This is a genomic window from Streptomyces sp. NPDC060209 (assembly GCF_042728155.1).
Lineage (GTDB): Bacteria > Actinomycetota > Actinomycetes > Streptomycetales > Streptomycetaceae > Streptomyces.
Genome location: NZ_JBHWZS010000027.1, coordinates 19960 through 38599, shown reverse-complemented (window position 1 = coordinate 38599; position 18640 = coordinate 19960). Strand labels below are relative to the sequence as shown.

Annotated in this window: 20 protein-coding genes; 5 read left to right on the top strand and 15 right to left on the bottom strand. The window is 71.4% G+C overall.

The window, feature by feature from the left end:
* Positions 1–37 precede the first annotated feature (37 nt).
* From ACFWFI_RS08325 to ACFWFI_RS08285, 9 genes are all read right to left on the bottom strand, one after another.
* Positions 38–817: an exodeoxyribonuclease III gene (locus ACFWFI_RS08325; RefSeq protein WP_387387089.1), complete on the bottom strand. Its 780-nt coding sequence runs from the start codon at positions 815–817 to the stop codon at positions 38–40.
* 34 nt (positions 818–851) lie between these two features.
* Positions 852–1499, bottom strand: a complete 648-nt coding sequence (locus ACFWFI_RS08320; RefSeq protein ID WP_387387087.1) for an MBL fold metallo-hydrolase — start codon at positions 1497–1499, stop codon at positions 852–854.
* A 12-nt stretch (positions 1500–1511) separates the two neighbouring features.
* Positions 1512–2774, bottom strand: a complete 1263-nt coding sequence (locus ACFWFI_RS08315) for a bifunctional 3-oxoadipate enol-lactonase/4-carboxymuconolactone decarboxylase PcaDC (RefSeq protein WP_387387126.1) — start codon at positions 2772–2774, stop codon at positions 1512–1514.
* A gap of 669 nt (positions 2775–3443) precedes the next feature.
* Positions 3444–4145, bottom strand: a complete 702-nt coding sequence (locus tag ACFWFI_RS08310) for a hypothetical protein (RefSeq protein ID WP_387387085.1) — start codon at positions 4143–4145, stop codon at positions 3444–3446.
* A 75-nt stretch (positions 4146–4220) separates the two neighbouring features.
* Complete coding sequence (locus ACFWFI_RS08305; RefSeq protein WP_387387083.1) at positions 4221–5387, bottom strand: ROK family glucokinase; 1167 nt, start codon at positions 5385–5387, stop codon at positions 4221–4223.
* Between the two features lie 132 nt (positions 5388–5519).
* A complete protein-coding gene (locus ACFWFI_RS08300) occupies positions 5520–6380 on the bottom strand; it encodes an ATP-binding cassette domain-containing protein (protein WP_387387081.1) in 861 nt (286 codons plus the stop codon).
* A complete protein-coding gene (locus tag ACFWFI_RS08295) occupies positions 6377–7426 on the bottom strand; it encodes an ABC transporter permease (RefSeq protein ID WP_387387077.1) in 1050 nt (349 codons plus the stop codon). Before ACFWFI_RS08295 ends, ACFWFI_RS08300 begins: the two co-directional genes overlap by 4 nt.
* Complete coding sequence (locus ACFWFI_RS08290; RefSeq protein ID WP_387387075.1) at positions 7423–8406, bottom strand: sugar ABC transporter substrate-binding protein; 984 nt, start codon at positions 8404–8406, stop codon at positions 7423–7425. Before ACFWFI_RS08290 ends, ACFWFI_RS08295 begins: the two co-directional genes overlap by 4 nt.
* A 242-nt stretch (positions 8407–8648) precedes the next feature.
* A complete protein-coding gene (locus tag ACFWFI_RS08285) occupies positions 8649–9410 on the bottom strand; it encodes a GntR family transcriptional regulator (protein ID WP_387387073.1) in 762 nt (253 codons plus the stop codon).
* Positions 9411–9503: 93 nt separating this feature from the next.
* On the opposite strand from ACFWFI_RS08285, the gene ACFWFI_RS08280 reads away from it, so the two are divergent.
* Positions 9504–10508, top strand: a complete 1005-nt coding sequence (locus tag ACFWFI_RS08280) for a Gfo/Idh/MocA family protein (protein ID WP_387387070.1) — start codon at positions 9504–9506, stop codon at positions 10506–10508.
* 6 nt (positions 10509–10514) lie between these two features.
* On the opposite strand, the gene ACFWFI_RS08275 is transcribed toward ACFWFI_RS08280, so the two are convergent.
* Genes ACFWFI_RS08275 through ACFWFI_RS08255 form a run of 5 tightly spaced genes read right to left on the bottom strand, consistent with a single transcriptional unit; the run spans position 10515 to position 15308 of the window.
* Entirely contained in the window at positions 10515–11711 is a 1197-nt protein-coding gene (locus ACFWFI_RS08275) for a cytochrome P450 family protein (protein WP_387387067.1), read from the bottom strand.
* 16 nt (positions 11712–11727) lie between these two features.
* Positions 11728–12147, bottom strand: a complete 420-nt coding sequence (locus ACFWFI_RS08270) for a PaaI family thioesterase (RefSeq protein WP_387387065.1) — start codon at positions 12145–12147, stop codon at positions 11728–11730.
* Positions 12148–12162: 15 nt separating this feature from the next.
* Positions 12163–13335 carry a cytochrome P450 family protein gene (locus ACFWFI_RS08265; protein WP_387387063.1) on the bottom strand — a complete coding sequence of 391 codons (1173 nt, stop codon included), beginning with the start codon at positions 13333–13335 and terminating at the stop codon, positions 12163–12165.
* A gap of 30 nt (positions 13336–13365) precedes the next feature.
* On the bottom strand, positions 13366–14094 hold the full coding sequence (locus ACFWFI_RS08260; RefSeq protein ID WP_387387061.1) for a response regulator: 729 nt from the start codon (positions 14092–14094) through the stop codon (positions 13366–13368).
* Positions 14091–15308, bottom strand: coding sequence for a sensor histidine kinase (locus tag ACFWFI_RS08255; protein WP_387387058.1), 1218 nt, complete (start codon positions 15306–15308; stop codon positions 14091–14093). Before ACFWFI_RS08255 ends, ACFWFI_RS08260 begins: the two co-directional genes overlap by 4 nt.
* Positions 15309–15451: 143 nt before the next feature.
* Here ACFWFI_RS08255 and ACFWFI_RS08250 point away from each other — a divergent pair, with 143 nt between their 5' ends.
* Positions 15452–15655: a hypothetical protein gene (locus tag ACFWFI_RS08250; protein WP_387387056.1), complete on the top strand. Its 204-nt coding sequence runs from the start codon at positions 15452–15454 to the stop codon at positions 15653–15655.
* Here the strand turns inward: ACFWFI_RS08250 and ACFWFI_RS08245 are convergent.
* On the bottom strand, positions 15645–16565 hold the full coding sequence (locus ACFWFI_RS08245; RefSeq protein ID WP_387387123.1) for a DMT family transporter: 921 nt from the start codon (positions 16563–16565) through the stop codon (positions 15645–15647). The two genes, ACFWFI_RS08250 and ACFWFI_RS08245, sit on opposite strands and share 11 nt — an antisense overlap.
* Positions 16566–16787: 222 nt before the next feature.
* On the opposite strand from ACFWFI_RS08245, the gene ACFWFI_RS08240 reads away from it, so the two are divergent.
* The 3 genes from ACFWFI_RS08240 to ACFWFI_RS08230 all read left to right on the top strand — a co-directional run bounded on the left by ACFWFI_RS08240 (position 16788) and on the right by ACFWFI_RS08230 (position 18630).
* On the top strand, positions 16788–17441 hold the full coding sequence (locus ACFWFI_RS08240; protein WP_387387054.1) for a TetR/AcrR family transcriptional regulator: 654 nt from the start codon (positions 16788–16790) through the stop codon (positions 17439–17441).
* A gap of 97 nt (positions 17442–17538) precedes the next feature.
* Positions 17539–18006: a hypothetical protein gene (locus ACFWFI_RS08235; protein WP_387387052.1), complete on the top strand. Its 468-nt coding sequence runs from the start codon at positions 17539–17541 to the stop codon at positions 18004–18006.
* Positions 18007–18015: 9 nt separating this feature from the next.
* Positions 18016–18630: a TIGR03086 family metal-binding protein gene (locus ACFWFI_RS08230; RefSeq protein WP_387387049.1), complete on the top strand. Its 615-nt coding sequence runs from the start codon at positions 18016–18018 to the stop codon at positions 18628–18630.
* Positions 18631–18640: the final 10 nt, after the last annotated feature.

The window sequence follows — 18640 nt, the reverse complement described above, 5'->3', positions numbered from 1 at the left end:
AAGACGCGTCGCCCCGCGCCGGACCGGCGCAAGGCCCTCAGACGTCGAGGTCCACGACCACCGGGGCGTGGTCCGAGGCTCCCTTGCCCTTGCGCTCCTCGCGGTCGACGTAGCTGTCCTTGACCGCCGCCGCGAAGGGGGCGTTGCCGTAGACGAGGTCGATGCGCATGCCCTTGTTCTTCGGGAAGGAGAGCTGGCGGTAGTCCCAGTAGGTGTACGGGTGGTCGTACTTGAGGGGGCGCGGCACCACGTCGGAGAGGCCCTTCTCGCGCAGCGCCGCGAGCGCGTCCCGCTCGGCGGGGGTGACGTGTGTGGCACCCACGAAGAGCGCCGGGTCCCAGACGTCCTCGTCGGTGGGCGCGATGTTGTAGTCGCCGAGGACCGCGAACGGCAGCGTCCCCGCCGCGTCCTCGGCGACGGCCTGCTGCAGGGCCTCCAGCCAGCGCAGCTTGTAGGCGTAGTGATCGTGTTCGACCTCGCGGCCGTTGGGGACGTAGACGGACCAGACTCGGGCGCCCCCGCAGGTCGCGGAGACCGCCCTCGGCTCCTGCACGCCCTCGTATTCCGGGCCGCCGGGGAGGCCCGTCACGACGTCCGCGAGGCCGACACGCGAGAGCACCGCGACGCCGTTCCACCGGCCCGTGGCGTTGACCGCGGACTCGTAGCCCGCTTCGCGCAGCGCCTCGGCGGGGAACTGCTCGAGCGTGCACTTGGTCTCCTGGAGGCACAGCACGTCGGTGCCGCTGCTCTCCAGCCAGGCCAGCAGCCTCGGAAGCCGGGCAGTGATCGAATTGACGTTCCAGGTCGCGATGCGCATGCAGTAAACCTAACCGCTCCCACTGACAGCCGGGTCAGAGACGGGTCGCGTCGCCCGGGGTCAGCCGGCCGTGGTCCGCTCCGCCCAGGGCGCCGATCTGCTTGTCGTAGATCGGCCGGGCCAGGTCGGTGAGCAGGGCGTCGTGGATGTCGATCGCACGGCGCGGCTTCACCTCGCGTACGTAGTCGATGACCTCCGAGATCTTGTTCCAGGGGGCCATGACCGGGAGCATCAGCGTGTCCACGGGGTGGTCGGGCACCGTGAGGGCGTCGCCCGGATGGAAGACCGAACCATCCACGAGGAACCCGATGTTGGTGACCCTCGGGATGTCCGGGTGGATCACCGCGTGCAGTTCGCCGTGCACCTGTACGTCGAGCCCGGCGGCGGTGAACGTGTCGCCGTGACCGACCGTGTGCACGCGTCCCGGGTACGCGGCGGACAGCTGCTCGGCCACGCTGCGCAGGGTCCACACCTGTGCGGCGGGGTTCGACTCCAACGCGGCGCGCAGCCTCGACTCGTCGAAGTGGTCCGGGTGTTCGTGCGTCACCAGGATCGCGTCGGCACCGAGCGCCGCGTCCTCCTCGGTGAATCCGCCGGGATCGATGACGAGCGACTGCCCGTTCCGCTCCAGGCGGACGCAGGAGTGGGTCTTCTTGACGAGCGTGAGAGACGAGGCGTTCATGCCACCATCCTGCTACGCCGGCGGGGTGGTTTCCTCCTGGATCACGGACTGTGCGATCTCGAACGCCGCACCTGCCGCCGGGATGCCGCAGTAGACGGCCGTCTGGAGCAGCACCTCCTTGATCTCGACGGGTGTGAGTCCGTTGCGCAGGGCCGCCCTGACGTGCTGCGCGAGGCCGCCCAGGTGTCCGGACGCGACGACCGCGGTGAGGGAGACACAGCTGCGGGCCTTGCGGTCGAGGCCTTCCCTGCTCCAGATCTCGCCCCAGGCGTAGCGGGTGAGGAGTTCCTGGAAGTCGTCGGTGAAGCCGTCGGACGCGGCCGTCGCGGCATCCACATGGGCGTCGCCCAGCACCTCGCGCCGGACCTTCATGCCCCGGTCGTAACGGTCACTGCGTCCCGTGGGGGAAGCGTCGGGCAGGTCAGCGGCGGCAGCGATCTCGGCGACGGGGACGACCGGTGCGAACGGGGCGGCGAAACCCGGGGACGGCGGTACGGGCGTCGACCCCAGGGTGTCCTGCCAGGCGGTCGAGAAGTGCATGAGCAGCAGATCGGTGACGGCGGCCGGCTGCTCGACCGGGGCCAGGTGGGAGGCGCCGGGAACGAGGGCGAGCCGGGCGTCCGGGATGCCGGCGACCAGGGTCCTGGCCTCGGCGGGGCCGGTGACCTTGTCCTCGGCGCCGACCAGGACGAGGGTCGGCACCCCGATGCGGGGGAGTTCCGTACGGATGTCGAAGGCGGCCAGGGCTTCGCAGGAGGCGATGTAGCAGCCGGGGTCGGTGGTACGGACCATCTGGACGGCCCACTCGACGATGGCCGGCTGGGCGGCGGCGAAGCCGGGGGTGAACCAGCGTTCCGGGGAGGTGCGGGCGATCGGCTCCAGGCCGTTGCTGCGGACGATCACTCCGCGCTGCCGGAATTCGTCGGCGGTGCCGAAGCGCGGTGACGCGGCGACGAGGGCCAGGGCGGCGACCCGGTGCGGATGGCGGAGCGCGAGATCGGCACCGACGGCGCCGCCGATGGAGCAGCCCGCGTATCCGAAGCGCTGGACGCCGACGCTGTCCAGGGTGGCGAGGAGGCGGTCGGCGAGGTCGGTGACCGCGGCGGCGGGGTGGGCGGGGGCTCCGCCGTGCCCCGGGAGGTCGTAGCGGAAGACCCTCCAGTGCTGGGAGAGGTCGGGTATCTGGCGGTCCCACATGTGCCAGGTGGTGCCGAGCGAGGGCCCGATGACCAGGACCGGGGCGTCCTCCGGCCCGTCGAAGCGGTACTGGAGCAGCCGACCGGGCTGCGGTCCCTGCGCCGCCTGCGGCCCGGGGCCGGGCTCAGGCACCTGGGGAGCCGGGCCACCCGGCTGCGCGCCGCCGGAGCCCTGGGGCTGCTGCGGAACCCGCGGCTGGGCATGCTGGGGCCCGGTGACCTGCTGCGCGTCCGGCTGGGCATGCTGGGGCCCGGTGACCTGCTGCGCGTCCGGCTGGGCACGCTGCGGCCCGGTGACCTGCTGCGCATCCGGCTGGACCGACAGCGGCTGTGTGACCTGCGACTGGGCGTACTGCTGCCCGGGGACCTGCTGCGCGTGCGGCGGAGCCTGCACCGGGTGCGGAACCTGAGACTGGGCGTACTGCGGGCCGGGCGCCTGCTGCGCGTGCGGCTGCGTGTACTGCGGCACGGGCGCCTGCTGCGAAGGCACGGAAACCGGCTGCGAGGGCGGGACGGACACCTGCTGCGGAGGCGGGGTGGTCGCCTGCTGTGGCTGGACGGCCGTCGGCCCGGGTGCCTGCGCGTACTGCTGCCCGGTCACGGGCTGGGGCGCCGGGGGCAGCTGCCGGATCACCTCGCCCTGAAGGGGTTCGGGGTTGGCCGTCCGCGGGGGCCGGGCGGGCTGCGGGGTCGTCTCGCTCACTTCACTCACTCGCTCCAGGGTAATGAGCGGCCCGTCCGGTCCGCGTCAGGGGGTCGCCGCGGAGACCACGTAGACGACCGGAGCCGCCGGATCGGTCATGTTGACGGTGATGTTCTGGGTGGGGCGCGGGTCCTTGTTCTTGTGGGTCGTTCCCGACCAGTCGACGCCCGGTCCGAAGAGCCACCCGGTGATCTTGATGTCCCGTTGGCCGATGGTGACCTCGTCCGTCTCCAGCGCGGCCCGTCCGGTGCCGACACCGCTCAGGAAGCGGTCGAGCCCGGCGGAGGTCGTACGGAACTTCACGTACATGCGGCTGGCTTTCCAGTTGTTCGTCTCGTAGTACTGGACCCCGGTCGCATTGCCCGGAATGGGCAGTTCGAAGATCCGGCGCTGCATGCCGGACGGCCAGTCCTCGCGCAGTCCCTGGGCGGCCGCCTCGGCCTCCTTGTCCTTGCCGGAGCGACGGCTCTGTCCCGCGGAGATCACCAGGTAGCCGGCGGGGATGCCGATGAGCAGGACGATGATGGTCAGCGTGATCAGGCGGCGGCGGATCACCCTGCGCCGGTCCTGCGGAGGCGTCCCGTCGCCCTCTCCGGAGCCGGAGGGTCCGGTGGAGCCCGAGGAGCCCGAGGAACCCGAGGAGCCCGAGGAACCCGAGGAGCCCGAGGAACCGGACGACCCGGAGGACCCCGAGGAGCCGGACGAAGGGGGCTGGCGCGGCACGATGTGGTGCTCGGCTGCGGTCATGGTCGGTGATCCCTCGAAGCTGCGGTACGGAGCGGAGTGCGGGTGGCCGGGTGCCGCGGCTGCGCGGCACCCGGATCAGTCGGCGTTACGCGTGCCCCGCGTGTTCCGGATGGTGGTGGCCGCCTGGTCGTAGAACTGCGCGTACCGCTCGTAGCGCTCGACCCGGCGGCGGTTGGTCCGCCGGAACCTCCGGGCGACCAGGCGCGCGAGGTCGGCGGCGCCGACCATACCCGCCTCGGGGCCGAGCTGCGCCTTCGCGATCCGGGCCTCGGGGCGGTAGCCACGACCGGTGAGGTGGCGCTTGAAGGCGTCCCTGGCGGGGCCGATCAGCAGGTCGTCGGCCGCGCTGACGCCGCCGCCGATGACGAAGCAGGACGGGTCCAGGGCAGCGGCGAGATTGGCGATGCCGACGCCGAGCCACTGACCGATGTCCTGGAGGAGCTCGACGCACATCGCGTCGCCCTCACGGGCCAGTTCGGTGATGAGCGGCCCGGTGATCTCGGGGATGTTGCCCTTGACCCGCTCGATGATGCCGTGGGCCACCGGGGAGTCCGCCGCGGCCAGCTCCCTGGCCTCGCGCACGAGGGCGTTGCCCGAGCTGTACTGCTCCCAGCAGCCGCGGTTGCCGCACGGGCAGCGGTGCCCGCCGGGCACCACCTGCATATGGCCGAACTCACCCGCGACGCCGTACTTGCCGCGCTTGACGTGCCCGTCCTCCAGGATCGCGCCGCCGATGCCGGTGCCCAGCGTGATCATGACCAGATGGTCCTCGCCCCGGCCTGCGCCGAAGCGCCATTCCGCCCAGGCCGCCGTGTTGGCGTCGTTGTCGACCATCACGGGGACCACGAGCCGGGAGGCGATGGCGTCGCGGAGGGGCTCGTCACGCCAGGCGAGGTGCGGGGCGAACAGCACCTTGGAGCGGTCCGCGTCGACCCAGCCCGCCGCGCCGATCCCGACGGCGTGCACGTCGTGCCGGTCGGAGAGGTCCAGGACCAGTTCGACGATGGTGTCCTCGACGACCTTCGGGCTCTTCGACTTGTCAGGCGTCTCGGTGCGCAGGGTCTCCAGGATGTTGCCGTCGGCGTCGACGACGCCGGCCATCACCTTCGTCCCGCCGATGTCGATGCCGACGGTCGGAACCCTGGGCGCCGTGAGGTGCGAGCGCCGCTCCCTGGTGCCGACGGTCCGCAGGACGGTCGCGCGGGCGGAGCCGCGGTGTGTGAAGTCGCGGTACGTGCTCATCGTCCCTGCGCAGGTCGGGGGGCCGGTCGGTGATCCGTCCGGCGGCGGACGGCGCCCGCCTTGCACGATTCTGCCATTCCCCCGCCCCCGGAATCGGCCTTCGGTCCGGGAGCGGGGGATGCAAAACGGGACTTATGGGGTGTCGTCCTCGACCGGACGGCCGCCGAGGTGGCCGGGCGACGGGGCTCGTTCGAGCTCGTGGCTGAGCTCGTCGAGCTCGCTCCCACCGGCCATCTGGCGGGTCAGTTCGTCCAGTGTGACGTCGCCCTTGGTGTGGCTCCCGGACATCGCGCCACGCTTGAGCAGGACGAACCGGTCGCCCACGAGGTAGGCGTGGTGAGGGTTGTGCGTGATGAGAACCACGCCGAGCCCGGCGTCCCTGGCGGCCGCGACGTACTTCAGTACGACCCCCGACTGCTTGACGCCGAGCGCGGCGGTCGGCTCGTCCAGGACGAGAACCTTCGCACCGAAGTACACGGCACGGGCGATGGCCACGCACTGGCGTTCGCCGCCCGACAGGGTGCCGATGGGCTGGTCGACGTCGCGCAGGTCGATGCCCATCCGCAACAACTCCGTGCGGGTCGTCTCACGCATCTGCCGTACGTCGAGGCGCTTGAACGGGCCGGTCCCCTTCGTCGGCTCCGAGCCGAGGAAGAAGTTGCGCCAGACCGGCATGAGCGGGACGACGGCCAGGTCCTGGTAGACGGTGGCGATGCCCCGGTCCAGGGCGTCGCGCGGATTGGCGAGTGTGGTTTCCTCGCCCTCGATCAGGAACGTCCCGGCGTCGTGCCGGTGCAGCCCCGCGATGATCTTGATCAGGGTGGACTTGCCGGCGCCGTTGTCGCCGAGGACGCAGGAGATCTCCCCCGCGTGGACCTCCAGCGAGACGTTCTCCAGAGCCTTGATGTTGCCGTAGTACTTGCTGACGTCGTCGAGCTCGACGAGCGCCGGGCCGGCCGTGTCCCGGGGAGCCGGAGCCTGGGTGGCCGTCATTTCGTCGCCTCCGCACGCTTGCGTACCCATGCGTTGAGCAGGGTGGCCAGGAGCAGCATCGCCCCCAGGAAGAACTTGAACCAGTCGGGGTTCCACTCCGCGTACACGATGCCCTTGCTGGTCATGCCGAAGATGATCGCGCCGATCGCGGACCCGATCGCGGAGCCGTAACCGCCGGTGATCAGACAGCCGCCGATCACGGCCGCGATGATGTAGATCAGCTCGTTGCCGACACCCTCGCCGGACTGCACCACGTCGTAGGAGAACAGCAGGTGCTGCCCGGAGACCCAAGCACCGAAGGCGACACCGAGGTAGAGCCCGATCCGCGTACGGATCACCGGGACGCCCACCGCGCGTGCGGCGTCGGCCTCACCGCCGACTGCGAAGATCCAGTTGCCGAAGCGGGTGCGGATCAGGATCCAGGTGGCGATCGCGACGAGCGCCGCCCACCACAGGATGGTGACCTTCAGCTCGACGTCGCCGATGGTGAGGTAGGACGCGAAGACCTTGCGGGCGGAGTCGAAGCCCTCCATGTCCCCGATGGCCTTGGTCGACACGGTGCCGCTGATCAGCTTGGTGAAGCCCAGATTCAGGCCGGTCAGCATCAGGAACGTGCCGAGCGTGATGATGAAGCTCGGGAGTTTGGTGCGGGTCAGCATGAAACCGTTGAAGGCGCCGAAACCCAGGGTGACCAGCAGCGAAACGAAGACGCCCACCCAGACGTTGGCGGTCATCTGGTAGCTGAACATCGAGGAGATCAGCGCGGAGCTGGTCACCATCACGCCGGCGGACAGGTCGAACTCCCCGCCGATCATCAGGAGCGCCACGGGCGCCGCCATGATCCCGATGGTGGAGGCCGCGTACAGCACCGTGCCGAGGCTGGAGGCCTGCAGGAAGCTGTCGGCGAAGAACGCGAAGAAGAGGAAGACGGCCGCGGCCCCGACGACCGAGCCGAGCTCGGGCCGGCCGAGCAGCTTGCGCAGCGGGGAGGTGCGCAGCAGGCGTTCGTCGGTGCGGGGCGCCGCCGGTTGCCCGGTCACCGTCATCGTGTCCCCCGCTTCGTGTACTCGGCGAGCGCGTCGGCGTCATCGGCGGTGATGATCTGCGGGCCGGTCAGGACGGGCAGGCCGCCGCCGAGCACGTTCTTGTTGTAGCGGTAGAGCCAGAGCAGGTCGACCGCCTCGTACCCCTGGAGGTAGGGCTGCTGGTCGACGGCGAAGCCGAGCGACTCGTTCTGCAGTCCGGTGGCCACGCTCGCGTTGAGGTCGAAGGTGTCGATCTCGGCCTTGCTGCCCGCGGTCTGCTTCGCCTTGACGGCCGCGGCGGCGAAGGGGGCGCCGAGGGTGACGACCGCGTCGATGCTCTTGTCCGAGTCGAGCTTGGCCTCGATGGAAGCCTGGACGTCGGGCATGTTGGTGCCGTCGACGTAGAGGTTCTGCATCGTCCCGTCGAAGGTCTTCTTCGCCCCGGCGCAGCGCTGCTCGTGGCCGACGTTGCCCTGCTCGTGCAGGACGCAGAGCACCTTCTTGCGGCCGCGCTCGTCGAGCTCGTCGCCGACGGCCTCGCCCGCGATGGACTCGTCCTGGCCGATGTGGGTGAGCGCGCCGAAGGCCTTGGACTCGGCGGATCCCGAGTTCACCGTGATGACGGGGATGCCGGCCTTGACGGCTTTGGCCACGACGGTCTTCATCGAGTCGGGCTTGGCCAGCGAGACGATCAGGCCGTCGACCTTCTTGTCGATGGCGGTCTGGACGAGCTCGGCCTGCTGCTGTCCCTCGTCGTTGTGCGAGTACAGGAAGTTGATGTTGTCCTTGACGGCCGCCTGCTCGGCACCCTTCTGGACGATGTCCCAGAAGGTGTCGCCATCACCCGAGTGGGTGACCATGGCGAACGTCCAGCGGGGCGTGTTCACCGCGGACCGGCCCTCGGCCGCCTGCTGGGCGGCGCGCTCCTCCGCCCGCTTGCCGCCGGTGCTGCTGCATCCCGCGAGGGAGGCCGCCAGTACCGCTGCCAGCACGGCGCCCATCGCGCGTACCCCTGTCCGAACCCTTGCCACGACGCCGTGCCCTTCTAGTGCTGCTCGCTGTGCTGCCTGGTGAAGCCGGGGAGAGCGGACTCGCCGCCCGGCGGGCCAAGTATCCCCGAGCCCGGACCGGCATCGCCCGGCAGGGGCGCGGGCCGCGCCCTCCCGTCGTTCTAGCGACCTAGCATGACCGCGTCAATGCTCTTGTCCGAACATACTGACCCGAGGGTGCACGGCCGGGCAGCTCAGGGCCGGACCAGCAGCTGGAACTCGAAGGCGTACCGCGAGGCCCGGTAGACGTGCGAGCCGAATTCGACCGCCCGGCCGCCGTCGTCGAAGGTGGTGCGCTCCATCGTCAGCAACGGCGCCCCGGCGGGCTCCGCGAGCAGTTCGCCCTCCTCCACGGTGGCGGCGCGGGCCCCCACGGACTGCCGGGCGCTGTGCAGGGTGATTCCCGAGGCCCGCATCATCCGGTACAGGCCGGTCGACTCCAGCCGCTCCGTGCCGAGGTCGAGCAGCCGGGGCGGGAGGTGGTTGCGCAGAAGCGCCATGGGCTCGTCGTGCGCGTACCGCACCCGCTCGACGAGATGGACGTCACTGCCCTCCTCGACACCGAGTGCGGCGGCGATCTCGGGCGTCGCCGGCTCGACCGTGTTGCGCAGGACCCGGGTCGCCGGCTTCCGGCCGGCGGTCTCCAGATCGTCGTAGAGGCTGCTCAGTTCGAGCGGGCGCTTGATGCGGCTGTGCACGACCTGGGTGCCGACACCGCGCCGGCGCACCATCAGCCCCTTGTCGACGAGCGACTGGATGGCCTGGCGGACGGTGGGCCGGGACAGTCCGAGCCGTGCGGCGAGCTCCAGTTCGTTGCCGAGGAGACTGCCGGGTGCGAGCCGCCCCTTCTCGATGGCCGCCTCCAGCTGCTGGGCCAGCTGGTAGTAGAGCGGGACGGGGCTGGTGCGGTCCACGCCCAGCCCCAGGGCGGCGGAGTCGGCGGCGGGTTTGGGCACGGCACGGAGCGTACCCCGTACCGTCGCGCCACACCCTTCTGTTTGTCAGGACATATAGTTGACAGTGCGCCTGGGGGGCGGCACGTTGGGTCCATGCGCATCGGACTCATCGGCACGGGCCGGATCGGTTCCTTCCACGCGGGCGTCCTGGCACGCCATCCCGCGGTCACCTCCCTGCTGGTGGCGGATCCGGACACCGTCCGCGCGGCACAGGTCGCGGCGCGGACGGGGGCCATCGCCGTCGCGTCCGCCGAGGAGGTGCTCGGCGCGGGGGTGGACGCGGTGGTGATCGCCTCGGCCACCTCGGCGCACGCGGACCTCATCGGCCGGGCGGCACGGGCCGGCCTGCCCGCCTTCTGCGAGAAGCCGATCGCACTGGACCTGGCGGGGACACTGGGCGCGCTGCGCGAGGTCGAGCGCGCGGGCACCGTGCTCCAGCTCGGTTTCATGCGCCGCTTCGACGCGGGCTACGCCGCGGCGCGCAGCGCCGTGCGCGGCGGCTCCCTGGGCCGGCTGCACACCGTGCGGGCGACGACCTCCGACCCCGCTCCCCCGCCCGCCGCGTATCTGCCGCTCTCGGGCGGCCTGTTCAGGGACTGCCTGGTGCACGACTTCGACATCCTGCGCTGGGTGACGGGCCGTGAGGTGACGGAGGTGTACGCGACGGGATCGGACGCGGGCCCGGCGATGTTCCGGGAGGCGGGCGACGTGGACACGGCGGCGGCACTGCTGACGCTGGACGACGGCACGCTGGCCACGGCGACGGCCACCCGGTGCAACGGGGCGGGCTACGACGTCCGCATGGAGCTGGCGGGCGAACAGGATCAGATCGCGGTCGGGCTCGACGACCGTACGCCGCTCACGTCCGCCGAGCCGCAGGGTCCTCCCGCGCCGGCCAAGCCGTGGCCGGGCTTCCTGGAGCGGTTCGCCCCGGCCTACGAGGCCGAACTGGACGCGTTCCTCGGCGTCGTACGCGGGGAGCTGGCGAACCCGTGCGACGGCCGGGAGGCGCTGCACGCCCTGCGCATCGCCGAGGCGTGCGAGCTGTCGCGCGGGCAGCGCCGTCCCGTGAGGATGACGGAGATCGCCGAGGCCTGAAGACCGCTACCAGGCCACCGGCAGGCTCAGCGGGCCCCGGATCAGCATGCCCGTACGCCAGGACAGGCGGGCCGGGTCCGTGTCGAGACGCAGCCCCGGGCAGCGTTCCAGGAGCGACCGGATGGCGATCCGGGCCTCGATGCGGGCCAGCGGCGCTCCCAGGCAGTAGTGGATGCCGTGGCCGAAGGCGACGTGTCCGCGGGCGTCCCGCGTGATGTCGAAGCGGTCGGCGTCCGGGTAGCGGGCGGGATCGCGGTCGCAGTCGGCCATCGCGACCAGGACGAGCTCGCCACCGCCGGGGATCACCGTGCCCGAGACGTCGAGCGGCTCGGTGGTGAAGCGGTACGTAGGGGTCTCGACGGGTCCCTCGTAGCGGAGGGTCTCCTCGACCGTGTTGTCGATGAGACCGAAGTCGGCTCTCAGCAGAGACAGTTGGTCGGGGTGGTTCAGCAGGCTCAGGACGCCGTTGGAGATGAGGTTGACCGTGGTCTCGTGTCCCGCGACGAGCAGCAGCCACGCCATGCCCATGAGCTCATCGGCCGAGAGCTGATCGCCGTCGTCGTCCGACGTGTGGATCAGCGCGCTCATCAGATCGTCCCCAGGGGCCTCGCGCTTCTCCGCGAGCAGCCCGCTCAGGTATTCGGTCATGGCGGCGGTGGCCCGGCCGCGCGCGTCGGCGTCCAGGGACGACACGGCGGTGTTGGACCATTCACGGAATGCCTGCCGGTCCAGGGACGGCACACCCAGCAGCTCGCAGATGACGGCCATCGGCAGCGGGAACGACAGCGCCTTGACCAGGTCGGCGCTCCGGGCGGGCCCGTCGGTCATGGAGTCGAGGAGTTCGTCCGTCATCTCCTGGACGCGCGGGGCGAGCCGTTCCATGCGGCGTGGGGTGAACTCCCGTGCCACGAGCCTGCGCAGCCGGGTGTGGGCCGGGGCGTCGGAGCTCAGCATGGACGTCCCCGCGGACACCTTGCTGACGCCCAGCGAGGGCGACGCCCTGCGCCACTCCTTGGAGAGCCGTTGGTCGGCGAGGAGCGCCCGCCCCGCCTCGTACCCGACGACGAGCCAGGCCTGCGCCCCCTCCGGGACGCGGACCCGGTGCACCGGGCCGAGGGCCCGTAAGCGCGCGTAGACGGGATACGGGTCGCGGATGAAGTCGTCGCCGAGTGCGCCGAGGTCGAGCAGGGTTTCAGTGGTCAAGGCGGTTCCCTTCAGGTCAGGACGGGCGGGCGGAGAGCACCGTCCCCTGCGCCACCGCGCACAGTGTCTCGGCCCCCTCGTCGTCCACGGTGTACAGATCGCAGCGCACGACGGCCTGCCTGCGGCCGGTATGGACCACCTCGGCACGGGCGGTCAGGGTTCGGCCGCTCGCCGGGCGGACGTACTGGATCGAGAAGCCGCCGGTCAGGACGGCGGGTCCGAGCGTCGTCCCGGCGGCGAAGGTGAGCGCGTTGTCGGCGGCGTAGGACAGCACCCCGCCGTGCAGGAACCCGTTCTGCTGGGTGAGTTCCTCGCGCACGTCGACCTCGAGGACGGCCGCGCCGTCCCCGAACCCGGTGATCCGCGCGCCGACGAGCCCGCTGAACGGCTGGCTGTCGAGGACCTGCTGTGCCGTGTCGAAGGAGAGTTCAGTCATGGACGTCATCACACATCACCAGCGCACCGGCAGACGACGGACCCCCCGGAGCAGCAGCCCTGGCAGCCAGTCCGGCTCCCCGCCCTCCGGGTCCCGCGCGAGTCCGGGGCAGCGCTCCAGCAGCGCGCGGATCGCGATGCGGCCCTCCATCCGGGCCAGTGGCGCGCCCAGGCAGAAGTGGATGCCGTGCCCGAAGGCCAGGTGCCCCTGAGCCTCGCGCCGGATGTCGAAGGTGTCCGGGTCCGGATAACGCCCGGGGTCCCGGCCTCCGGAGCCCAGGGCGACCAGCACCGTCTCGCCCTGCGGAATGACGACCGGGCCGATCGCGACGGGTTCACGGGCGAACCTGAAAGTCGCCGTCCCGACAGGTCCGTCGTAGCGGAGCATCTCCTCGACCGCGCCGTCGATGAGCTCCGGCCGGGCACGGAGCAGGGCCAGCTGCTCCGGATGGTCGAGCAGGGCGCGTACACCGTTGGAGATCAGGTTCACGGTGGTCTCGTGTCCCGCCACCAGGAGCAGGAAGGCCATGCCGATGAGTTCGTCCGGCGACAGGCGGTCGCCCTCCTCGTGGCGTGCCTGGATCAGGGCGCTCATCAGGTCGTCGCCCGGGGAGCAGCGTTTGTCCTCGATCAGCTCGTCGAGGTAGATCCCCATCGCCTGGACCGCCTCGCCCTCCTTCTCCGCCGAGACCGGTGTGACGATGGCGTTGGACAGCCGGCGGAAGGCGTCCCGGTCGATGTCGGGTACGCCGAGGAGTTCGCAGATCACGGTCATCGGCAGCGGGAAGGCGAACGCGTCGATGAGGTCGGCGCTCCCGGCGGGCACCATCGCGTCGAGCAGGTTCTCGGTGATCTGCTCGACCCGTGGGCGCAGCGCGGAGATCCGCCGGGCGGTGAATTCGCGTGCGACGAGTTTGCGCAGCCGGGTGTGGTGCGGGGCGTCCATCTCCAGCATGTTGGCGTTGATCGGGTTCTCCGACGCCGACCAGAGGTCCGTCGTCCGCCAGTCCTTGCTGAACCGCTGGTCCGCGAGGGCCGCGCGGGCCTCCTCGTAGCCGACGATCATCCAGATCCGCTCGAAGTCGTCGGTACGGACCGGGTGCACCGGCCCTTCGGCGCGCAGCTTCGCGTAGTACGGATACGGATTCGCGCCGAAGTCCCGCGCCCCGCGCAGATCGACCACTGACATCGTCCCGCCCCCTCTTCCGGTCTGACCGGTTCAGCCTAGGCGGCCGTCTCCCGTCCCGTCCTCGTCCTCATGGAGGAGACCCGCGTCGTGCACCAACAAGGCGACCTGTACCCGGTTGTTGAGGCCGAGCCTCGCGAGGATCCGGGAGACGTGCGTCTTCACGGTGGCCACGCTCAGGTGGAGTTCCGCCGCGATCTCCGCGTTGGAGCTGCCCCGTCCGACGGCCGAGGCCACGTCCTGCTCGCGCTCCCCCAGTCCGGCGAACCGCTGCCGGGCACGTGTCCTGCGGGAATGCCGGTCGTCCTCCGGTTCGCCTGCCGCGCGGGCCATGAGCCTGCGCGTGACGGCGGGCGAGAGGACGGGCTCGCCGGCCGCGACCCGCAGGACCGCCTCGACGATCTGCGCCGGCGGGGTGTCCTTGAGGACGAACCCCGCCGCGCCCGCGCGGATGGCCCGCAGCACCTGCTCGTCGGCGTGGAAGGTGGTCAGGACGATGACCTCGGGGGCGCCGGGCCGGCGTCGGAGCTCCTCGGTCGCGGCCAGCCCGTCCATGCCAGGCATCCGGATGTCCATGAGCACGACGTCGGGATGCGAACGGTCGACGAGGGCGGCGACCTCGGTGCCGTCGGCGCCCTCCCCCACGATGTCGATGCTTCCGGCGCCGCCGAGCATCAGGGTGAGTCCGGCGCGTACGAGCGGATCGTCGTCGACGACGACCAGCCGGACCGGTGGGGCCTCCGGAGACGTGGGAGTGCTCATGCCGGCCACGGTAGCCGGGCCCGGACCGTGAATCCGCCGTCGGGCCTGGGCCCGTGGTCCAGACTGCCGCCGGCCAGGCTCGCGCGTTCGGTGAGGCCGATGAGCCCCTGACCGGATCCGGGGACCGGTTCGAAGGGTTCGGCGGGAGCGGGGTTGCCGACCTCGATGGTCAGCCCGTCGCCCGGTCCGCCGGCCACGGTGACTCCTACGGGGGCCCCGGGAGCGTGCTTCCGGGCGTTGGTCAGTGCCTCCTGGGCGATGCGGTAGACCGTGCGCCCGGTGGCCGCGGGCGCCCTGGCAGGGTCGGCGACGCTGTTGTCCAGGGTGACCTCCATGCCGGCCGAGCGGGACTCGTCGATCAGTGCGTCCAGCGTGACGAGGGTGGGCTGGGGCCTGTTGCCCTCGTCGCCTTCGCCCGGGGCACGCAGCACCCCGATGATCTCGCGGAGGTCCTGGAGCGCTTCGTGGGCGCTGTCCCGGATGACTCCCGCGGCCCTTCCGACCTCGGCCGGGGGCGCGTCGGGCCGGAATTCGAGGGCGCCGGCGTGGACGCTGAGCAGGGTCAGCCGGTGGGCGAGGACGTCGTGCATCTCGCGGGCGATGGCCTCCCTCGCCAGCCGCTGGGCCTGCTCGGCGCGGAGCGCGGCCTCGGTCTCGGCCCGGTGCGCGCGTTCGCGCAGGGTGACGACCAGCTGCCGCCGTGAGCGTACGACCATGCCCCAGCTGAGCACGAGGAGAATCAGCAGGACGCCGATGATGGCGGAGGCGACGAAGGAGGTCTCGGGGTCCGGGCGCAGCATCGGCTGCAGGGGCGCGACGACCAGTGCGCCCGCGCCGATGAACGCCACCGGCTTGAACGGCCGGTGCACGGCCAGGCTGAACAGGCCGATCAGCATGGCCCCTGCCGCGACGGGCTCGACGAGGCTGACGACGGTCAGGGTCACGGCGACCGCCACGGGCCATCTCCGCCGGACCCAGAGCCCACAGCATGCCGCCGCCCCGATCAGCGAGTCGGCGAGGACGACCCCGTCCGGTGTGGTCGGGTCGGCCTCGATCGCCGAGAGGGCGGCCGTCCCGAACGCGGCGGCGCAGAGGAAGAGCGTGATGTCGACGACCCAGTCCCGCACGGTCCGGCGCGGTCTGCCCGGGTGGCCGGGCCGCTCGTGATCGGCCAGTGCCGAGGGCAGCAGCCAGGGGTATTCCGTACGGGTCATACCGACAAAGTACGCAGCCGCCGGACGCTCCGGCCCGTTCAGCCCGAGGGAGATACCGAAGTCGTACGATCCGAGACTTCCGTCGGGCGCCCGCAGACCGATGACCGACGCGGGCGCCGGGCGGTCCGGTCCACGCTCGGACAATGAAGAAATTCGTGGAAACGGTCGGGTTCATCGTGTTCGCGCAGGGTGCCGCCGGGCTGCTGTACGAGTGGACGGGCTGGTTCCGCCTCTGGGCGGTGGTGGCGAAGCTGGACTTCCTCGACGATTACGGGCTCTTCGTCAACATCGTGCTGGTCGTGACGGGCGCGGCCGTGATGATCGCGGCGGACTCGATCAGGGCGTGACATCTGCGCGGCGGCGCCCCCACGCGGTGCCCGCCAGCACGAGCACCGCGCCGAGCACTCCCAGGACGCCGAGGCGCTCGCCGCCGATCGCGATGCCGACGGCGGCGGCCCAGAGCGGTTCCGTGCCGAGCAGCAGACTGACCCGGGACGGCGAGGTGCGGCGTACGGACCACATCTGCACGAAGAACGCGAACAGCGTGCAGAAGACGGACAGGAAGAGCAGCCCCGCCCACTCGGCGGCGCCGAAGTCCGCCGCCACCGTCCAGGGCGCCGGTCCGGTCCCGGGGACGGCGGCCAGTACGGCGAATACCGCGACGGCGCTGCCGAGCTGCACAGTGGTCAGGGAGAGCGAGTCGGCGTCCTGGACCGCCTTGATCCGTGCCATCGCCAGGACGTGGACCGTGCGGGCGAGGGCGGCGAGCAGCATCAGGAGATCGCCTGTCGAGGGGCTGGTGAAACCGCCGCCCTGGGTCAGCAGCACCACGCCGGCGACCGAGAGGCCCGCCGCCGCGAGGAAGGCCGCCGGCGGCCGGACCCGGGTCACGGCCGCCTCGGCGAGCGGGGTGAAGATCATCGTGAGGCTGATGATGAGCCCCGCGTTGGTCGCCGACGTGTGCACGACGCCGTACGTCTCGAGCAGGAAGATTCCGCTGAGTACGAGTCCCAGCAGGCCCGCACCACGCCACTGCGCGCCGCTCAGCGCCCTCAGCCCGCGCCACCCGGCGACGGCCAGGGCCGGCAGCACGATCGCGAAGCGGAGCACGAGGACGGCGATCACGGTGTGCGTCGTGGTGATGCCCTTGGCCGCGAGGTAGCTGGCACCCCAGACGGCGGCGACGAGCAGCAGCGGCAGGTCGGTGACCCACGCCCGGCGGGGGCGGGCGAGAGCGGGCAGGACGGCAGAGGACACCTGGTTCTCCTGGTTCTCCACAGCGGGAACGATGTGGAGACTTCGCCGGCTCACACGGGAGCGAACACCGTATCGAACGGCCACCCCCCTCGGGAACCTCTGTCCACAGGGTGACTCGGCCACGTGTTCGCAGGGGTCGTCACCGGTCGAAGCGGTCATACGACCGTGTCGGCTCCTCCTAGAATGTCGGTCTTGGGACGCTCGGACACACGGAGTTGGCACATGGGTGGAGCGCGGCTGGACGGACGGGTCGAGCGGGGGAACCAGACCAGGCAGCTGGTGCTGGGGCGCGCGGTCCACGTCGCCTCGACCGAAGGACTGGAGGGCCTGTCGCTCGGCCGGCTGGCCACGGAGCTGAAGCTGAGCAAGAGCGGCGTGTTCGCCCTCTTCGGCTCCAAGGAGGAGCTGCAGCTCGCCACCGTGCGCGCCGCCGTGACCGTCTTCGTCGAACACGTGCTGACACCGACCAGGGCGGTTCCCCCCGGTCTGGGCCGCGTCTGGCGGATGTGCGAGAGCTGGCTCTCCTACTCGCAGCGCCGGGTGTTCAGCGGCGGTTGCTTCTTCTACGCGACCATCGCCGAGTTCGACTCCAGGGAGGGCAAGGTGCACGACGCGCTGGCCTCCACGCAGACGGGCTGGGTCACCTTCGTGGAGGAGACCGTCGAGGAGGCCAGGGTGCGGGGCGAACTCGCCGCCGACACGGACGTCTCGCAGCTGGCCTTCGAGCTCATCGCGTTCATGGAGCTGGCCAACGCGGAGTCCGTGCTGCACAACAACAATCCCGGCTACACCAAGGCGGCGCGGGCCATCTTGTGGCGCCTGCACGCCGGCGCCACCGACCCTTCCACGCTGCCCGCGATCCCCGATCGTAAATAACTGCACGCTCGTTCGTTTAGTTATATGGTCGGCGGGAGGCCGGGACACGAGTCCGGTCCGTTCACCTCGCCTGCCCGACTGGACGGAAGGTCCGGCTATGCCGCCCGTCATATGGAAGACGTCCTGGAAGCCCGGTCCGGCCGCGCACAGCACCGGTCCCGGCTCGGCCGTAGTCGTCAGCGTCACCGAATTCGTCACACACCGTCCGTGGGGCACGCCCGCCGTCGCAGCCGAGGGCTTCCGGCTGCGGCGCAGCTGGCCTCTGACGCCCGGGGCGGTCGCCATCCGGCTCTGGATGGACACCGGCCCCCGGCTCAACCGGTCGGGATCGGTCACCGTCTGGACCGATGAGGCATCCCTGATGCGGTTCGTCGCCCGGCCGGATCACACGCGCGTCGTCCGGGCGTTCCGGGGGCGCGGAGTGACGCGGTCGCTCCTGCGCGAGACGACGACGGCCGCGCTCTCCGAGCCGGGCGCCCGTCGCGAAGCCGCAGCCGACCACCTGCTGGCCCCGGTGTGGGCGTACACGGAGCGGATCCTCACCGGCTCGGAACCCTGGGACTGAGAGGCATTCATGGACATCGTCCGGCTCGACCGCGCCGCCGTCCTGGAGTCCGTCCGCGTCGTGGACCGCGCCCGCCCCGGCGACTGGCGTCGGCCGACCCCGTGTGACCGGTGGAATCTGCGGGACCTGGTGGCACACATGGCCGCGCAGCACCACGGGTTCGCGGCGGCGGCACGTGGCGAGGGAGCGGAAGCCGCCTTCTGGCGGACGGCCGATCCCGGGGACGACCCGGCCGGCGCCTACCGGGCCGCCGCCGGGGTACTCCTGGACGCCTTCGCCTCCCCCGGGGTGCTCGACAGGCCGTTCGCACTGCCGGAGATCAGCACGCGGGCGGTGCCCGGCAAGCGGGCCGTCGAGTTCCACTTCGTCGACCACGTGGTGCACGCGTGGGACGTGGCGGTCGCACTCGGACTCCCCCTCCGCCTGCCGGAACCCGTGCTGCGCGCGGCCCTGCCGATCGCACTGGCCGTACCGGACGGTGCCGGACGGCGCGCTCCCGACTCCGCGTTCCGCCCGTCGCTCCCCCCGCAGGACACGACGGGTCCCGACGTGCCCGGCACACTTCCCCTCGTCCTCGCGGCCCTGGGACGCCCCGCCCGCTGGACACCGCCGGAGGTGCGGTGACCTTCGCGGC